We start from the raw sequence: 14971 nt of genomic DNA, 5'->3' as shown, positions 1-14971 counted from the left end.
CGATCTCCGTGCCGTTCTCATCGGGGTGCAGGTGCACCTGGGCGTTGGCGGGTTGGCCCAATCCCAAGGCGATTACCCCGCCGATCAGCAGGGAGAGGGCAACACGAAGTAGTGCCATAACACCATTGCTCTGAGGCCAGCGTATGGAACCGAGTTGTGGTTCCGCTTAGCCCCGCTCCGCCCCCGGGATCCGCTGCCAGTCGGTGTGGGTGGCCCAGACCCCCCAGATGGCCATGGCCCGCAGGTAGTGGCAGGCGCGGAAGGTGTTCACGGCCGTGATCGCCTCGGGGGTGCGGAACTGCAGGCCGCCGGAATACACCTGGTTGACCACCGCTGAGGTGATCGCCAGGGCGGTCTCGGTCTCGCCCATCAGCCGGAAGTAACTGGCGATGCCGAAGTTGATCCCGGTCCAGACCTCCAGCGGGTGGGTGCCGTTGGGATCCAGGGGGGTGCCATCGCGGCGCAGGCCATTGGCAACGCCCAGGCTGCCGCCCTCGAACTTCTCGAAGCAGGAGTCCTTGACGGCATTGAGGGTGCTGCGGCTGTTGGCCTCGCTCACCACCGGCTCCAGGCCCAGCAGGCGGGCATAGAAATCGCCGCAGAGCTGATCAGCCATCACCACCGGCGTGCCGCTCTCGGCATCGATGTCGTAGTACTCGCCGTTCCAGAGGAGCCTGTCGAAGTTCCCCCGCGCCTGCGCCAGCCAACCACTGAATTCCTGTTGCTCGGCCGAGGTGTCTAGGCCGGTGCTGAGTTGCAGCTGCTGGGCGATCGCCAGGGCGGCCTCGAGCGCCGCAATCCAGAGGGCGCCGCAGTAGGCGCTGACGCCCTTGAGCGGCCAGTCATCAAAGGTCTGATCCGGAGCGCCGCCGTTGTCGGGTAGGCCGTCGTTGTTGATGTCGAAGGTCTTGAGATAACGCAGGGCTTCCACCGCGGCCGGCCAGCAGTCCGCCAGGAAGCGCAGGTCCTCGCCGTTGGGGGCGAGCTTGAAGGTGCGCCAGACCTGCAGCACGTAGTCGCTGGCGAGGTCCTTCCAGAGGTTGCAGTCCTGGTAGGCCGTGTAGTTCGTGGCATCCCAGGGCTTTTCGTTCGGCGCCCCCAGGTCATGGGGTGTGGCGCCTTTGACCTTGCGGGCGGCTTCCACGCGCCCCTTGCCCTGGGTGAAATACCAGCCGATCGGCCGTGGCGTGGCATCGGCCGCGGGGATGGCCCGGGCAAAGCTGCGCAGCACCGCCTTGTCGAGCTCCGGCCAGAGCTGCAGCAGCGCCAGGGAGCCATAGAGCCGCACGTCCAGGCTCTCGTACCAGGCGTAGTCCAGGCACTCCAGCACCCCGAATCGGCCGACGGGATCTTCGCGGCTGGCGGCACTCCAGAGGCTGCCGCCGCTGCAGAGGTCGTAGAGCTCGTTGAAGAGCGCCATCCGCAGCGGCTCGGGCAGATCACTGCGCTCCAGCACCGGTTGTTGCCAGGCCTCGATCTGTTGGCGCCAGCTGCGCCAGTCCCGCAGACCTTCGGCGGCGATGGCGGCGGCGTTCTTGCCGCTGGCGCCAAAGAAGTCGGTGTAGCGCCGCAGGGCACTGGTGCCGGTGGCGAAGGCCGTGACCGGCAGGTCCCAGCTGATCACCACCGGGATCTCGATGCTCTGGCCGGGCTCCAGGCGGCAGCGCACCGCCAGGGCCGCGCTGACGGGCTCGGCTGCTCCACTGCGGCGGTTGTTATTGCTCTCGGGGATCGAGCCATCGCGGCTGAAGCTGCCCCAGAGCTCCGAGCCGTCGCCCTGGGGATTCCAGCGGCTGCAGCGTTGGATGCTCACGCCGGCTTGCTCCTGCGTCGCGATGCACCACTGCCCTTCCCCTTCGGCGACCGGAGAGGAGACATCACCCCCTAGGACGACTCCCTTGAGCGAGCCGTCGTCGATCCAATCGTTGCGATGGCCCTCGCTCTTGCCGATGGCCGGGGCGTAGTTGTGCTCGGGGCTGCCGTCATCGCGGAAGTGCACCTCTGCCGATGAATCGGTGTTGGTGAACCAGCCGCAGGTGTTGCGCCAGCTCAGCATCAGCGAGAGGTCCAGGGCCTGGCGCGTGGGGTTGCGCAGGGTCCAGACGAACGTCGCCAGCGGGTAGCTGGTCTGCTGATAGTTGCCGGGGAGGATCGGGCTGAAGGCCTCGCAGCTGACCTCGGCCTCGAAGACCCCTTGGTAGTGGCTCCAGCTCAGCGGATAGCGCGCGGCGTAGGTGCCGGTTTGGCGTTGCTCACTGCTGGCGGGATACCAGCTCCAGCTGGAGAGGGGGTCTGCGGCTTCGGGGCGTGAGTCATCCCGGTTGGGCTTCACCGCCAGGGCGTGGGCCCGTTGCTCTGTCCCGTTGCTTTCAAAGAGCGAGAACTGGCAGTCGGGCAGCACGCCGAACCAGTGCTCGCCGCCATCGAGGTGCCAGAGGTTGAAGGAGCCATCAGGGGCGCGGCCGATGCAGCCGGCGCCAAAGCCGCCGAGGGGCATCCCATGGTTCGGGCCGTCGTCCAGGTTGCTGGCGTAGCGAACGGTGTAGGGCGACGCCCAGCCCTGACCGAAGGCTCGGCTCCAGCTTGCGGCCGGGGGCTGCCAGGTGGAGGGGCGTGAGGCGCGACTGAGGCCGGTGCGGCGCAGCAGGGACTTCAGGGCGGAGAGGCCGAGGCGCGCCATGGGGCAGCTAATAGTGCCGCCAGCTTGTCAGAGTTGAGAGGGGTTGGCCCGTTCGTTGGCCTCCTGTTCCACCAGGGCATCCAGGGTGGCGGCGGAGCGCACCAAGGCCTGGTAGCGCTGCACCACCCGGCGGTTGCGCTCCAGCCAGCCAGCGGGGTTGCCTTGGGCCACGGCCAGGCTGCCGCTGTTGTCGTCATCCAGCAGGTCCAGGTCGCCCTGTTGCGCGATCAGGGCGACGACCAAGTCATGCAGGCGTTGACGGCGATCGGAGGGGTTCATCGCTCAGCAGCAGAATGCACCCATGATTGAGGTGATTGGCACCGACGCGGGCGCTCCGGCATCGCTGCCCCTCGACAAGCAGCAGTTGTTGCGCCAGGCCCCCTTGGTGGCGGCGCCCCTGCGTCTGCATGACGCCCTGACGGCCTGGGACGGCTGGAGTGGTGCGCGGCTGATTGCCAGTGACCAGCCCAGCGCCCTACTCGATCAGCTTCAGGGGCAGGGGCAGGCCGTGGTGCTGGCCAGTGGAGACCCCCTCTGGTTTGGCATCGGCCGGCTGCTGATTCAGGGCCTTGGTGCCGAGCGCTTGCGGTTTCATCCGGCTCCCTGCTCCCTGCAGCTGGCCTTCTCGCGCCTGGCGCGCCCCTGGCAGAACGCCACTTGGATCAGCCTGCACGGCCGTGATCCCGGCGCCTTGGCTGCGCGCCTGCAGCAGCGGCCAGAGGCCCTGGCGGTGCTGACCGACCCCAGCCGCGGTGGGGTCACAGAAGTGCGTGAGCTGCTGCGCGCCTCGGGTCTGGAGCAGGCCTATGGCCTCTGGCTCTGTGAGCGGCTTGGGCATCCGGGGGAGCGGGTCCAGCGGCTGGCCCCCTCGGCTGCGCTGCCGGCTGATCTCGACCCGCTGCATCTGGTGGTGTTGCTGGCGGAGGTGCCGGCCCCCCTGCCGGCGGAATCCCTGCCCCTACTCGGCATTGCCGATGGCGCCTACCTGCAGCACCCCGATCGGCCGGGGCTGATGACCAAGCGGGAGGTGCGTGTTCAGCTCTTGGCCGAGTTGGAGCTGCCGGCCGCTGGCGTTCTTTGGGATCTCGGCGCTGGAGTCGGCTCGATTGGTCTGGAGGCCTTGCGGCTGCGGCCTGGCCTGCAGCTGTGGGCGCTGGAGCAGCGCGGCGGTTCGGCGGAGTTGATCCGCGCCAATGCCCAGCGACTGGGGGTGGTTCCCGCGGGTGTGATCGAAGGCCGGGCGCCCGAGGCCCTCTCCGAGTTACCGGACCCCGACCGCGTCTTGATCGGCGGCGGCGGCCGTGATCGGGCGGCGCTGCTGCGGGCCGTTCTGGATCGGCTGAAGCCCGCTGGCATCGTCGTGATCCCCCTGGCCACCGTTGAAGCCCTGGCGGAGTTGCGTCCTGTTCTCGCGGGTGCTGGCCTCACGGTGAGCATCAGTCAGCACCAGGCCTGGCGCGGTGCGGCCCTGGCCGATGGCACGCGGCTGGCGCCCCTTAATCCGGTGTTGATCCTGCGGGGACAGAAGGGATCGGGCTAATCACCACCGGCATCCCCACCCGCAGGCCCAGGCGTTTGGCTTCTCCTGCCCCGAGTTCCACGACCCCATCCCCTGGCTCCACGGGGCCATAGCTGCGGCAGGGCAGGTGCGGGCAGGGAGTCGTCTCGGGCTCAATGGCGATCACCCGGTTGCCGTTGAGGAAGACCATGTCGAGGGAGGCCGGGGTCTTGTGCATCCAAAAGCGCAGGGGTTGCGGCTTGGGGAAGGGGAACCACATGCCCCGCAGCGGAGCCAAGGGCGGGCGGCCCTGCAGCCCTCGCCGCTGTTGCTCTTGGCTGCGGGCCACCTCGAGGGCAATGCAGGGCTGCTTCTCCTCAAGGCACCACTGGGCCTCGATCGGTAGTTGCTGGGGCGGCAGAGCGGGAGTTGGCATCGCCCTAGCCCAGTTGGGGAGGGCCGTCGCTGAGGCAGTAGCCCCGGCCGCGCACGGTGTGGATCAGGCGCTTGCCGCCGCCGGTCTCGAGTTTTTGCCGCAGGTAGCGCACGTAGACCTCGATCACGTTGCTGGCGGCGCCCTGCTGATCCCGCCAGACCGTCGCCAGGATCCGTTCGCGGCTGACCACCTCGCGGGCATGCCGCATCAGCAGCTCCAGCAGGGCGTACTCCCGCGCGGTTAGGGCGATGGTTTGGCCATTGCGGCGCACCTCATGGCGGCTGGGGACGATCGAGAGGTCCCCCAGTTGCAGCAGATCCCGCGGCGGCCGTTGCTTGTCCTGCAATTTCAGATGCACCCGCAGCCGGGTCAGCAGGTCACTGGCGCCCGCGGAGGACAGCCAGAAGTCATCGCCCCCCTCGATCAGCACCTGGGAGCGGGCGGGAACACTGTCCTCGACGATGTCCAGCAGCATCGGAAGCGCCCCGAGGTGGGCGCGCAACTCCTGAATCCGCGCTCCCCACTCGGCCGAGAGCACCACCAGCTCACACCCGCCCTGGCTGGCCTGTTGCAGGCCGCGTTTGCCGATCAGTGGGCTGTACCCCGAGGCGCTCAGACGCTCGGCGAGGGCCTCGGACGTCTCCCCCAGCAGCAGGACGCAGATGTCGCCCATCAAGCGCCGGGCTTGGCCACGTGCGGCAGGCCCCAGCCGAGCTTGTTGCGCAGCACCTGGAAAAACTCATGGTCCGCCAGGCGCACAAAGCGCACTGGGTGCTCACTGCGGCGGATCAGCACCCGATCCTCCGGCCAGACGTAGCAACCGGCGCTGCCGTCCACCACCATCATCAGCCGCTCCGGGGTGGCGGGGAAGACCGTCACCGGCTCCTGATCGCTGAAGACCAGGGCCCGTGACGCCAGGGAGTGGGGCGCAATCGGGGTGAGTTGCAGCACCGGGCAGTCGGGGCTGATCACCGGTCCGCCGGCGCTCAGCGCATAGGCGGTGGAGCCCGTCGGGGTGGAGAGGATCACGCCATCGGCGGCGATGTCCACCGGGGCATGGCGTCCCACGGCGATCTCGAAATGGCACATCGAGGTGATCGGCTCGCGGTGCAGGGCCATCTCGTTCAGGCAGAGCAGTTCCCAGCGGCGCTGGTCCCCGCGCATCACGGTCACCACCAAGGTGGTGCGTTCCTCCACCGTCCATTGACCGGCGATCACCTGCTCGAGGGCCTCCTCGAGCTTGGGCAGGTAGGTCTCAGCCAGGAAGCCCAGGTGGCCGGTGTTGATCGTCAGGATCGGCACGTCGATCGGTGCCGTCATCCGGGTGGCCGAGAGCACCGTGCCATCGCCCCCCAGCACCATGGCCATGTCCATCCCGGCTTCGAAGTGGGGCGGGACGCAGGCAACGTGGCCCTTGCTGCGCAGGTGTTGCTCAGGATTGGCGAAACCCACCATTCCGGCGGCACTGCTGGCGCGCAGCACGTCGTAGCCCGCCTGCTTCAGGCGGGCCTCAATCGTGTCGGCGGTGGACAGGGCCAGGTCCTTGCCGTCGTTAATGATCAGTCCGACGCAGGGCAAGGAGCAGCTCAGGTGGTCCCCCAGAGTTTATGGGGATCAGAACTGTTCGAGGAAGCGCAGATCGCTCGTAAACAAGCGGCGGATGTCATCAATGCCGTGGCGCACCATGCAGAAGCGCTCCACCCCCAGGCCGGCGGCGAAGCCGCTGTAGCGCTCGGGGTCGATGCCCATGCCCTGGAGCACGGCGGGGTCGACCATGCCGCAGCCCATCACCTCGAGCCAGCGGCCGCGCCACTGCACATCCACCTCGGCTGAGGGTTCGGTGAAGGGGAAGTAGCTGGCGCGGAAGCGCACCGGCAGATCGCCGAAGAACTGCTGCAGGAAGGACGTCACCGTGCCGCGCAGATGGCTGAAGTCCAGTCCCTCATCGATGGCCAGTACCTCCACCTGGTGGAAGACCGGCGAGTGGGTGGCATCTACGGCATCCCGGCGATAGACGCGCCCCGGGGCAATGATGCGGATCGGCGGGGCGTTGTTCTCCAGGTGGCGGATCTGCACCGGAGAGGTGTGGGTGCGCAGCAGCTGGTGATCGCCCAGATAAAAGGTGTCTTGCATGTCCCGGGCCGGGTGGTGCTCGGGGATGTTCAGGGCGGTGAAGTTGTAGAAGTCGCTCTCGATCTCAGGTCCTTCTTCCACCTGGTAGCCGAGGCCCGAGAAGATATCGACGATTTCTTCGATCGTGCTGATCAGGGGGTGGCGGTGCCCCACCGGCGTGAAGCTGGCCGGCATGGTCACGTCCAGGGTCTCGCTGGCGATGCGCTCGGCCATCGCGGCGCTCTTCACCGCCTGCAGGCGATCGCTCAGCAGGCTCTGCACCTGCTCCTTGAGCACGTTGGCCCGCTGACCGACCACCGGCCGCTCATCGCCGGGCAGCTTGCCCATCGCTCCGAGCACCCCGGAGAGCCGACCCTTCTTGCCCAGCAGGCCCACCCGCAGCTCCTCGAGGGCTGCGGCATCCGCGGCGGCGGCGATCTCTTGGGCAGCCTGGGCCTCCAGCTGATCGAGTTGATCGGTGAGCTGCTGCAGGCTGACGGTGGCGCTCAAGGATCGACTTCAACGAGCGCCGACTTTAGGTAGACGCCTGTTTCAGGCCCCTTAGCCTCAGGCCAGGCGTGAGGGCACTGTGCGGATCCTGATCAGTAATGACGATGGCGTCTTCGCTGATGGCATCCGTGCCCTGGCGGCTGAGGCCCTGCGGCGCGGTCATCAGGTCACGGTGGTCTGCCCCGATCAGGAGCGCTCCGCTACGGGCCATGGCCTGACCCTGCAAACCCCCCTGCGGGCCGAGCGGGCCGACGAGCTCTTTGCGGAGGGTGTCACCGCCTGGGCCTGCAGCGGCACCCCCAGCGATTGCGTCAAGTTGGGCCTCTTTGCCCTGCTTGAGGAGTGGCCTGACATGGTCCTCTCGGGCATCAACCACGGCCCCAACCTGGGCACCGACACCCTGTATTCCGGCACGGTCAGTGCGGCGATGGAGGGAACCATCGAAGGCCTGCCCGCCCTGGCGGTGAGCTGCGCCGATTACAAGTGGCGCGACTTTGGGGCGTCGGCGCGCATTGCTCTGGATGTGGCCGAGCAGAGCCGCCGCGAGGACTGGGACAAGGGCATGCTCCTCAACCTGAATGTCCCGGCCCTGCCGCTGGAGTCCATCGGGCAACTGCGCTGGTGCAGAAAGGCCGTTCGCCGCTACACCGACCAATTCGTCAAGCGCGCTGACCCCCGCGGCCGCACCTACTTCTGGTTGGCCGGTGAGGTCGCCAATGACCTCGAGGCCGAAGTCGCCGGTCCCAAGGAGTGGCCCATCGATGTGGCCCATGTGGCCGCAGGCGGTGTCTCGCTGACCCCACTGCAGCCGGAGTTGTTCTGGCGCGGAGACCTCTCAGCCCTTAAGCCGCCTCACTTCGAGCGGTAGATCCGCTGCAGGAACCAGAGCGAGAAGATCAGACCGATGGTGTGGGCGAAGAGCACCTGGGTGTTGCTCAGCACCGAGAGCATCTCAATGGAGGTGATCGGATAGCCCACCAGGCTGCGGGCGCTGGTGCCCCCCACCGGAGAGCCAAAAAAGCCGGGGGCCTGCAGCGAGGCCTGGACAAACAGGCTGCCGGCCAGGGACTGATAGCCCACGGAGGCAAAGACCAGCCCGAGCACATCCGCCAGCAGGCCGCGTTTGATCAGCTTTCCGGCTTCGCTGCGGCTGGGCTTCGCGCCGCTGCCTAAGGCCCGCCCGAGCCGCACGATCAACCAGCCCTGCCAGAGGCTGTAGAGCAACACAAAGAAGGACAGGGTCGTCAGGGAGAGGCCCGGTCCTAGACCCAGGGCCCGCTCGGAATTGCGGGCCAGGCTGCCGCCGATGTTGTTGAAGAGCAGCACCCCCACGACCACGATCCCCAGGGCGGTTTGCGTCCAGAAGCGGATCCAGGCCATCCGCCTCAGCCCTAGGGAGAGCAGCTGAAAGTCGAGGCGATCGGCCATGGGACGTGGGGGGATGCCCAAACCTGCCATGGGAGAATGCCTCTGGCGAGGCCTCGAGCGCTTTTGGTTGTGATTGCAGCGCTCGAGCCAGGGCAGGCGAAGGGGCCGACGGCGGTGGCCCTCGGCAGCTTTGACGGTCTGCACCCGGGGCATCGCAGCGTGATCGCGGCCGTCACCGAACGCGCCGCCCAACGGCATCTGGTGCCGACGGTGGTCAGCTTCTGGCCGCACCCCCGGGAGGTGCTCTTCGCCGAGGCGCGGCTGCGGCTGGATTTGCCCAGCGAGAAATTGGCCCTGCTGGAGCCCCTGGGGATCGAGCAGTTGGTGCTCGTGCCCTTCACCCGCGAGCTGGCGGCTCTCTCCCCCGAGGCTTTCGTGCAGCAGGTGCTGCACGAGCAGCTCCAGGCCGGCCTGGTGGTGGTGGGCGCCAACTTCCGCTTTGGCGCAGGCCGCAGCGGCACGACCACAACCCTTCAGCAGCTCGGCGCTGAACGGGGCATCGAGGTTCAGATCCAACCCCTGCTGGCCGAGGGGGAGGAGCAATTCAGCAGCAGTCGCATCCGACGTGCCCTGGCGGCAGGAGATCTGCTGGAGGCCACCCGGCTGCTGGGCCGTCCCTATCGCTTTGGGGGCAGCGTGGTCAGCGGCCGCGGCCTAGGACGTCAGCTGGGTTGGCCCACGGCCAACCTGCAGGTGGATGGCCGCAAGTTTTTGCCCCTCGAGGGGGTCTATGCCGCTTGGGCCTGGCTCGGTGAGGAACGGCTGGCGGCGGTGATGAACCTGGGCCCGCAGCCCACGGTGGATCCCACGGCCCCATCGGCCGTTGAGGTTCATCTGCTCGGCCGGACTCTGGATCTCAACGGCAGGGAGCTGCTGGTGGAGCCGGTGCAGCTGCTGCGCAGCCAGCAGCGCTTCGAGAACCTCGAGGCCCTGGTCCAGCAGATCCAGCGCGATGCAGAGAGTGCCGCGGCGCTGTTGGAGTCAGCTGCCGGGGTAGGCGTTGGTTAGGCCCCAGCCGATGAAGGCGGCGATCGCCCCCAGCAGCAGAATCCCTGAGATCAGCACCACCATTGGGCTGTCGGATTCGCCCTGGGCCATCGCCATTCCTTTTGGTTTGCGCCACAAACCTAAGCAGAGAGTCCTGCCCGTGCAGACGCCATGACCACACCTGAACAGCCGGCTGCGGTGTTGCGGTTGCTGGACGCCAACCTGGACCGCGCCCGTGAAGGGCTGCGGGTGATCGAGGACTGGTGTCGCTTTGGCCTGGATCGGGCGGATCTGGTGGCCCGCAGCAAGGACATGCGCCAACGCCTGGGCCGCTTGCATGACGAGCGCTACAAGCGGGCCCGCGACGCGGCGGGTGATGTGGCGACGGGCATGGCGCATCCCGCCCAGCGGGAGCGGGAGCAACCCCAGGCAGTGGTCGCGGCGAACTGCGGTCGGGTGCAGGAAGCCCTGCGGGTCCTGGAGGAATTCGGCCGTGGCGTGGATGATCGCCTGGCTGAGGAGGCCGCGGCGGTTCGCTATGCCCTCTATGACCTGGAGGTGGATGTGATGCGAGCCAGTGCCGGCGGGCAGGAGCGGCGGGAGCGGCTGCGGGCGGCGCGGCTCTACCTGGTGACCAGTCCCTCGCCTCGGCTGGAGGCCGTGGTGGAGGCGGCCCTGGAGGGCGGCGTTCGCCTGGTCCAGTACCGCGCCAAGGACGGAAGCCTGGGTCCCGATGGCCAGCCGATCACCGATGCCGTGCGCCTGCAGCAGGCCCAGGCGCTGCGGCAGCTCTGCAGTCGCCACGGGGCCCTGTTCCTGGTGAACGACCGCATCGACATCGCCCTGGCGGTGGATGCCGATGGCGTGCATCTGGGCCAGGGGGATCTGCCGCCGGCCCTGGCGCGGCAACTGCTGGGGCCGGAGAAGTTGATTGGCCGCAGCACCCATGCCCTGGCGCAGCTGCAGCAGGCCATGCGCGATGGCTGTGATTACGTCGGCGTTGGACCAGTGAACGCCACGCCGACCAAGCCCGGCCGTCAGCCGGTGGGATTGGATTACGTCCGCCAGGCCGCTGCGGAGAGCGCCATTCCCTTCTTTGCGATCGGCGGCATTGAGAAGGACAACCTTCCCTCGGTGCTGGCCACCGGTGCCACCCAGGTGGCCGTCGTGCGGGCGATCACTGAGGCGGCCGATCCCGCCCAGGCCGCCCGCGAGCTGTTGGAGGTCCTGGGGGAATGATTGAGATTCGGGTCAACGGCGAAACCACCAGCTGCCCGGAGGGCTTGAACCTGGTGCAGATGCTGGAGCACCTCGGCTACCGCCCCCAACTGGTGGTGGTGGAGTTCAACGGCGAGATCCTGCCTCGCGCCCGCTGGGCTGAGCAGCCGGTTCGGGAAGCCGATGGTCTGGAGGTGGTCACCATCGTCGGCGGGGGTTCTTAGATTCCATCGAGCTAGAGCTCTGCCGTGGCCGCTTCACGTCCCTCCTCGCTCGTGAGACGGCTGCTCAGCGGCTTGATGGTTCCAGCCCTGGTGCTCACACTCCTGCTGGCGATGCCTCAGGCCAGCCAGGCAGCCAGTGGCGGTCGCATCGGCGGCGGCAGCTTCCGCTCCGCTCCCATGCCACGGAGTTATGGCGGGGGCGGCGGTTATCGCGGTGGCGGCTACCAGCGCGGCTATGGCGGCGGCTTCGGCTTCCCCTTCGTAGTGCCCTTCTTCTTTGGTGGCGGCGGCCTGTTTGGCTTCCTGATCCTGATGGCCGTGGTCGGTCTGCTGGTGAACGCGGTGCGCGGTGGCGGTGGCGGCGGCTCCCTGCCGGCGGGCATGCAGGGCGGTGCCATCGATCGCGCGCCAAGCGATGGCCCGGTTTCGATCGCCCAATTGCAGGTGGGTCTGTTGGCTTCGGCGCGGGAGCTGCAGCAGGACCTGAGACAGCTCGCCGGCAGTGCCGACACCAGCACCAGCAGCGGCCTGCAGCGGGTCCTGCAGGACAGCACCTTGGCCTTGCTGCGCCAGCCGGATCTCTGGGTCTATGCCAACGCTGAGGTGGGGCAGGTTCCCTTCCAGGCTGCGGAATCCACCTTCAATCGCCTCTCGATGACCGAGCGCAGCAAGCTGCGCAGCGAGGTCACCAGCAACGTCTCGGGAACGGTTAGCGCCAATAGCGGTGGACCGGCCGGTGATGCCGATGCCGTCAGCGACTACATCGCCGTCACCCTGCTGGTGGCCAGCCGCAGCCGCCTGACCCTCAAGCCGGTGAATGGCTCCGAGGACTTGCGCGAGACCCTGCGCATCCTGGGTTCGGTTCCGTCCAGTCAACTGCTGGCTTTGGAAGTGATCTGGCAGCCGGAAGGGGCGGGTGATGTGCTGAGTGCTGATGAGCTGATTACGGCTTATCCGCAGCTGAAGCACCTCTGATTGGGCTCTTCGGATTTCCTCAAGAATTGAGGAACTAAAGAATCTCTTCGGCTCTTGATCGCCAAAACCCGTTGTTAAGCAATGGGTTCAATTTGTAGGGTCTGAAGACTTCAATTTCAGACCGTGTCCACCCCGCGCCACACCGCCGAGACCTCCGCCATGAAGTGGCAGGCCAACGGTGAATTGGCCGGCGTGGATCTGCAGGCCCTGCTCAGCCGCCTGAACAAGGTGGAGAGCGAAGAGCGGGCCCGCGAGCTGGAGTGGCTGAGCCGCCACGAGGCGGTCTGAGGGTTAGCGCGGCGTTGCGCCGGGGCCAATCCTGAAGGCCAGCCGCAGATTCGGCCTGGGCTAGTTGCACCCCCTGGGGGTGCTCAGCACACTGCGGTGCACCGGCGTTGCGTGAATGGCTCGGCGATCGATGCAGTGGGTGAACACCCCCGTGTTGATGGAGGCCTTGGATCGCTACGAACAGGGGCGACTGCCCCGCTCGATGCGTCTCTGGGTGGAGGCGGTGCTGGAGATCGAGCGCCCGCTCAGTGCTCCGCTGCGGCCCCACTGCTGAGCAGGATCCGCAGGGCGGCCATGGCCGCGCCATAGCCGTTGTCGATGTTCACCACGCTCAGGCCCGGAGCGCAGCTGGCCAGCATTCCGTGCAGGGCCGCCTGGCCGCCGGCACTGACGCCGTAGCCAACGCTGACCGGCACTCCGATCACCGGTTGGGGCAGTAGGCCCGCCAAGACTGTGGGTAGGGCGCCTTCCATGCCGGCGCAGGCGATCAACACCCGGGCCTGGCGCAGCCGCTCGAGTTGATCCAGCAGCCGGTGCAGGCCCGCCACGCCCACATCCAGCACCATTGCGCAGCTGATGCCATGCCATCGCAGGGCGAGCTGCGCCTCGGCGGCGACGGGGAGATCGCTGGTGCCGCCGCTGAGGACCAGGACCTCGCCGAGCGCCGGCCGGGCCGCCGCCGCAGCGCCAAGGCTGAGGCAGCGGGCATCGCTGTGGAACTGCAGCTGCGGGTCATGGGCGAGCAGCGCGGCGACGGCCTGGGCTTTGGCGGGATCGACCCGGGTGGCCAGGGCCAGCTCGCCGCTGTCCTGTTGCCGCTGCAGGATCGCGGCAATCTGTTCGGCTGTTTTGTGCTCTCCCCAGATCGCCTCGGCCATGCCCAGGCGTTGGCGGCGTTGCAGATCCAGGCGGGCCTGCTCGCTCATGCCGCGGGGATCAGTTCCCCTTCAAAGACCAAGGGAAAGGGATTGCCCTGGCCTTGGCCGGTGGCCTCCCGGGCGAGTTGCTCAAAGCGCTCCTGCACCGCCTCCACCTCCGTCTCGGGGATGGCCTTCCACTGCTCCCGGCTGGCCCAACGGATCAGCAGGGTGCCCTCTTCCCGCTCGCTGTCCCAGAGCAGGTCACGGCCGAGGTACCCGTCCTGCTGCTCGAGCCAGGGCTCCCAGCTGCCCTGCTCGGCCTGCAGCCAGGCGGCGCGGCCGTCGGCCGGCACCTTGATGCGCAGGTGCTCCACGACGACGACCTCCAGCTGACCGCCCGGCTTCGCGTTGGTGGCGATCGCCACGTCGGGATGGCCGGCCAGCAGCATCGCCAGGCAGAGCACAAGTGCCGCGACCCTAGCGAGCAGCCTCATGGCTGTTGCAGCAGCGCCACGGCCTGGCAGGAGATCCCCTCCTCGCGGCCCTCGGCACCGAGCTTTTCATTGGTGGTGGCTTTGACGCCCACCTGATCCGGCTCCAGTCCCATGCGCGCCGCGATGGCGCTGCGCATGGCGTCGATGTGGGGCTTGAGCTTGGGGCGCTCGGCGATCACGACCGAATCCACGTTGACCACGCGCCAACCCCGCTCGGTCACCAGGGCCACGACCTGCTCCAGCAGCACCAGGCTGTCGGCTCCCTTCCACTTGGGATCGTCGGGGGGAAAGTACTTGCCGATGTCCCCCAGGGACAGGGCCCCCAGCAGGGCATCCATGATCGCGTGCGCCAGCACGTCGGCGTCGCTGTGGCCATCGAGCCCCAATCCGTCTGGATGCTCCAGCTGCTGCCCGCCCAGGATCAGCGGCCGACCGGGCACCAGGCGGTGGATGTCGTAGCCGTTGCCGATCCGCAGCTGCATGGGGCACAAGGAAGATCCGGACGCCGACCCTATCGCCGCCTTTGATCAGAGCTCAGCCCAGCATCTCCACCCCGTCATGGCAGGCAAAGCGTTGATCGAAGCTGAGCACCGGTAGGGCGCCATGGCTGCTCGCTCGGGCCAGCAGCAGGTGATCGGCAAAGTCACCTCCCTGCAGAAATCGGGCGAGGGCATCGATGACTCCGTCGACATCGACGACGGCAACGCCACGGGTGCGGACCAGGCGATGCAGCAGGGCATGGCGCTGGCTTCGCTCGAGGCCATAGCCACGCAGGACCCAGCCCACCTCGGCAAGCACGACATCGGGAATGAAGGCGCCGCCCGCTGCAATGGCATCGAGAAACGCTTGTTCGGCCAGAGGGGTCTGAACGGGGTCATCCCCGATCAAGATCCGCACCACAACGTTGGTATCAAGCGTCCGCACGGCCGGCAGCAGCGGCGATGGCGCGATCCATGTCCTCGAGGGTCATGGATCGCTGGACCGCTGGGCGATCGCGAAAGAGGTCCTCTGGTTCGTAGAGCGAGGGCACCAGGATCAGGCGTCCGTTTGGATCAACACTCACCATCAGGCGTGTTCCAGGGGTTAAGCCCAAGGATTCCCGCAGCTGCCGCGGAATGGTCAGCTGGCCCTTTGAGCTGAGAGTCACGCTGGTCATGCATCCAAAGTAAGGCGGCTGGCCTTACTTTGGTGATGGCTGCTCCTCCTGCAGCACCTGCAGGTTGGTGCCGTCGCGCCCCATCACCAGGACCTGGCTGCCGGG

Annotated in this window: 20 protein-coding genes; 8 read left to right on the top strand and 12 right to left on the bottom strand. The window is 67.6% G+C overall.

Annotation, left to right across the window (positions count from 1 at the left end; genetic code table 11):
- Positions 1 to 166: 166 nt before the first annotated feature.
- Complete coding sequence (locus QZ186_RS09945) at positions 167 to 2680, bottom strand: GH116 family glycosyl hydrolase (protein WP_296416636.1); 2514 nt, start codon at positions 2678 to 2680, stop codon at positions 167 to 169.
- A 27-nt stretch (positions 2681 to 2707) separates the two neighbouring features.
- The gene (locus tag QZ186_RS09940) at positions 2708 to 2959 is read right to left on the bottom strand and encodes a hypothetical protein (protein WP_247477238.1); all 252 of its coding nucleotides are present in this window, start codon (positions 2957 to 2959) and stop codon (positions 2708 to 2710) included.
- A gap of 22 nt (positions 2960 to 2981) precedes the next feature.
- Between QZ186_RS09940 and cbiE the strand changes: the two genes are divergently transcribed.
- Entirely contained in the window at positions 2982 to 4220 is a 1239-nt protein-coding gene (cbiE, locus tag QZ186_RS09935) for a precorrin-6y C5,15-methyltransferase (decarboxylating) subunit CbiE (RefSeq protein ID WP_296416635.1), read from the top strand.
- On the opposite strand, the gene QZ186_RS09930 is transcribed toward cbiE, so the two are convergent.
- Genes QZ186_RS09930 through pheS form a run of 4 tightly spaced genes read right to left on the bottom strand, consistent with a single transcriptional unit; the run spans position 4177 to position 7236 of the window.
- The gene (locus QZ186_RS09930; protein WP_296416634.1) at positions 4177 to 4614 is read right to left on the bottom strand and encodes a DUF192 domain-containing protein; all 438 of its coding nucleotides are present in this window, start codon (positions 4612 to 4614) and stop codon (positions 4177 to 4179) included. The two genes, cbiE and QZ186_RS09930, sit on opposite strands and share 44 nt — an antisense overlap.
- A gap of 4 nt (positions 4615 to 4618) precedes the next feature.
- On the bottom strand, positions 4619 to 5287 hold the full coding sequence (locus QZ186_RS09925) for a response regulator transcription factor (RefSeq protein ID WP_296416633.1): 669 nt from the start codon (positions 5285 to 5287) through the stop codon (positions 4619 to 4621).
- The gene (locus tag QZ186_RS09920; protein ID WP_010315538.1) at positions 5287 to 6192 is read right to left on the bottom strand and encodes an NAD(+) kinase; all 906 of its coding nucleotides are present in this window, start codon (positions 6190 to 6192) and stop codon (positions 5287 to 5289) included. Before QZ186_RS09920 ends, QZ186_RS09925 begins: the two co-directional genes overlap by 1 nt.
- A 36-nt stretch (positions 6193 to 6228) precedes the next feature.
- Positions 6229 to 7236 (bottom strand): phenylalanine--tRNA ligase subunit alpha, encoded by a 1008-nt coding sequence (pheS, locus tag QZ186_RS09915; RefSeq protein ID WP_247477244.1) that lies wholly within the window; start codon positions 7234 to 7236, stop codon positions 6229 to 6231.
- Between the two features lie 79 nt (positions 7237 to 7315).
- Here pheS and surE point away from each other — a divergent pair, with 79 nt between their 5' ends.
- Complete coding sequence (gene surE / locus QZ186_RS09910) at positions 7316 to 8104, top strand: 5'/3'-nucleotidase SurE (RefSeq protein ID WP_296416632.1); 789 nt, start codon at positions 7316 to 7318, stop codon at positions 8102 to 8104.
- Here the strand turns inward: surE and QZ186_RS09905 are convergent.
- Positions 8089 to 8664 (bottom strand): DUF3611 family protein, encoded by a 576-nt coding sequence (locus QZ186_RS09905; RefSeq protein WP_247477249.1) that lies wholly within the window; start codon positions 8662 to 8664, stop codon positions 8089 to 8091. The two genes, surE and QZ186_RS09905, sit on opposite strands and share 16 nt — an antisense overlap.
- A gap of 36 nt (positions 8665 to 8700) precedes the next feature.
- On the opposite strand from QZ186_RS09905, the gene QZ186_RS09900 reads away from it, so the two are divergent.
- The 6 genes from QZ186_RS09900 (at position 8701) to QZ186_RS09875 (ending at position 12630) form a co-directional block, all read left to right on the top strand.
- Complete coding sequence (locus QZ186_RS09900) at positions 8701 to 9672, top strand: bifunctional riboflavin kinase/FAD synthetase (RefSeq protein ID WP_296416631.1); 972 nt, start codon at positions 8701 to 8703, stop codon at positions 9670 to 9672.
- A 150-nt stretch (positions 9673 to 9822) separates the two neighbouring features.
- Positions 9823 to 10890: a thiamine phosphate synthase gene (locus QZ186_RS09895; RefSeq protein WP_296416630.1), complete on the top strand. Its 1068-nt coding sequence runs from the start codon at positions 9823 to 9825 to the stop codon at positions 10888 to 10890.
- The gene (thiS, locus tag QZ186_RS09890; protein ID WP_247477254.1) at positions 10887 to 11093 is read left to right on the top strand and encodes a sulfur carrier protein ThiS; all 207 of its coding nucleotides are present in this window, start codon (positions 10887 to 10889) and stop codon (positions 11091 to 11093) included. Before QZ186_RS09895 ends, thiS begins: the two co-directional genes overlap by 4 nt.
- 75 nt (positions 11094 to 11168) lie before the next feature.
- A complete protein-coding gene (locus QZ186_RS09885) occupies positions 11169 to 12068 on the top strand; it encodes a DUF1517 domain-containing protein (protein ID WP_296416637.1) in 900 nt (299 codons plus the stop codon).
- A 123-nt stretch (positions 12069 to 12191) separates the two neighbouring features.
- Positions 12192 to 12356: a hypothetical protein gene (locus tag QZ186_RS09880; protein ID WP_010315575.1), complete on the top strand. Its 165-nt coding sequence runs from the start codon at positions 12192 to 12194 to the stop codon at positions 12354 to 12356.
- A gap of 115 nt (positions 12357 to 12471) precedes the next feature.
- On the top strand, positions 12472 to 12630 hold the full coding sequence (locus QZ186_RS09875; RefSeq protein WP_198001908.1) for a hypothetical protein: 159 nt from the start codon (positions 12472 to 12474) through the stop codon (positions 12628 to 12630).
- Here QZ186_RS09875 and larB read toward each other — a convergent pair.
- The 5 genes from larB to QZ186_RS09850 are packed head-to-tail and all read right to left on the bottom strand — an operon-like array spanning position 12602 to position 14857.
- A complete protein-coding gene (gene larB, locus QZ186_RS09870) occupies positions 12602 to 13282 on the bottom strand; it encodes a nickel pincer cofactor biosynthesis protein LarB (protein WP_296416629.1) in 681 nt (226 codons plus the stop codon). The genes QZ186_RS09875 and larB overlap by 29 nt on opposite strands.
- Positions 13279 to 13710 carry a TIGR03792 family protein gene (locus QZ186_RS09865; protein WP_296416628.1) on the bottom strand — a complete coding sequence of 144 codons (432 nt, stop codon included), beginning with the start codon at positions 13708 to 13710 and terminating at the stop codon, positions 13279 to 13281. Before QZ186_RS09865 ends, larB begins: the two co-directional genes overlap by 4 nt.
- The gene (gene ispF / locus QZ186_RS09860; protein ID WP_296416627.1) at positions 13707 to 14192 is read right to left on the bottom strand and encodes a 2-C-methyl-D-erythritol 2,4-cyclodiphosphate synthase; all 486 of its coding nucleotides are present in this window, start codon (positions 14190 to 14192) and stop codon (positions 13707 to 13709) included. Before ispF ends, QZ186_RS09865 begins: the two co-directional genes overlap by 4 nt.
- Before the next feature lie 52 nt (positions 14193 to 14244).
- Complete coding sequence (locus QZ186_RS09855; protein ID WP_296416626.1) at positions 14245 to 14634, bottom strand: PIN domain-containing protein; 390 nt, start codon at positions 14632 to 14634, stop codon at positions 14245 to 14247.
- Positions 14621 to 14857 carry an AbrB/MazE/SpoVT family DNA-binding domain-containing protein gene (locus QZ186_RS09850; protein ID WP_296416625.1) on the bottom strand — a complete coding sequence of 79 codons (237 nt, stop codon included), beginning with the start codon at positions 14855 to 14857 and terminating at the stop codon, positions 14621 to 14623. The genes QZ186_RS09855 and QZ186_RS09850 overlap by 14 nt, the downstream gene beginning before the upstream one ends.
- Between the last annotated feature and the right edge of the window lie 114 nt (positions 14858 to 14971).

Origin of the sequence: Vulcanococcus sp. DEBay_Sum29NL08_54 (genome assembly GCF_017859255.1) — a bacterium.
Taxonomy (GTDB): Bacteria; Cyanobacteriota; Cyanobacteriia; order PCC-6307; family Cyanobiaceae; genus Vulcanococcus.
The sequence above is the reverse complement of the archived record's forward strand: the minus strand, read 5'-3'. Positions and strand labels throughout refer to the sequence as shown.

Excerpts from the sequence above, each read along its gene's own strand:
- QZ186_RS09930 (WP_296416634.1), bottom strand. The coding sequence starts at position 4,614 with ATGCCAACTCCCGCTCTGCCGCCCCAGCAACTACCGATCGAGGCCCAG.
- QZ186_RS09940 (WP_247477238.1), bottom strand. The coding sequence starts at position 2,959 with ATGAACCCCTCCGATCGCCGTCAACGCCTGCATGACTTGGTCGTCGCC.
- QZ186_RS09900 (WP_296416631.1), top strand. The coding sequence starts at position 8,701 with ATGCCTCTGGCGAGGCCTCGAGCGCTTTTGGTTGTGATTGCAGCGCTC.
- QZ186_RS09925 (WP_296416633.1), bottom strand. The coding sequence starts at position 5,287 with ATGGGCGACATCTGCGTCCTGCTGCTGGGGGAGACGTCCGAGGCCCTC.
- thiS (WP_247477254.1), top strand. The coding sequence starts at position 10,887 with ATGATTGAGATTCGGGTCAACGGCGAAACCACCAGCTGCCCGGAGGGC.
- QZ186_RS09885 (WP_296416637.1), top strand. The coding sequence starts at position 11,169 with ATGGTTCCAGCCCTGGTGCTCACACTCCTGCTGGCGATGCCTCAGGCC.
- QZ186_RS09945 (WP_296416636.1), bottom strand. The coding sequence starts at position 2,680 with ATGGCGCGCCTCGGCCTCTCCGCCCTGAAGTCCCTGCTGCGCCGCACC.
- QZ186_RS09865 (WP_296416628.1), bottom strand. The coding sequence starts at position 13,710 with ATGAGGCTGCTCGCTAGGGTCGCGGCACTTGTGCTCTGCCTGGCGATG.
- QZ186_RS09895 (WP_296416630.1), top strand. The coding sequence starts at position 9,823 with ATGACCACACCTGAACAGCCGGCTGCGGTGTTGCGGTTGCTGGACGCC.
- QZ186_RS09905 (WP_247477249.1), bottom strand. The coding sequence starts at position 8,664 with ATGGCCGATCGCCTCGACTTTCAGCTGCTCTCCCTAGGGCTGAGGCGG.
- larB (WP_296416629.1), bottom strand. The coding sequence starts at position 13,282 with ATGAGCGAGCAGGCCCGCCTGGATCTGCAACGCCGCCAACGCCTGGGC.
- QZ186_RS09875 (WP_198001908.1), top strand. The coding sequence starts at position 12,472 with ATGGCTCGGCGATCGATGCAGTGGGTGAACACCCCCGTGTTGATGGAG.
- ispF (WP_296416627.1), bottom strand. The coding sequence starts at position 14,192 with ATGCAGCTGCGGATCGGCAACGGCTACGACATCCACCGCCTGGTGCCC.
- cbiE (WP_296416635.1), top strand. The coding sequence starts at position 2,982 with ATGATTGAGGTGATTGGCACCGACGCGGGCGCTCCGGCATCGCTGCCC.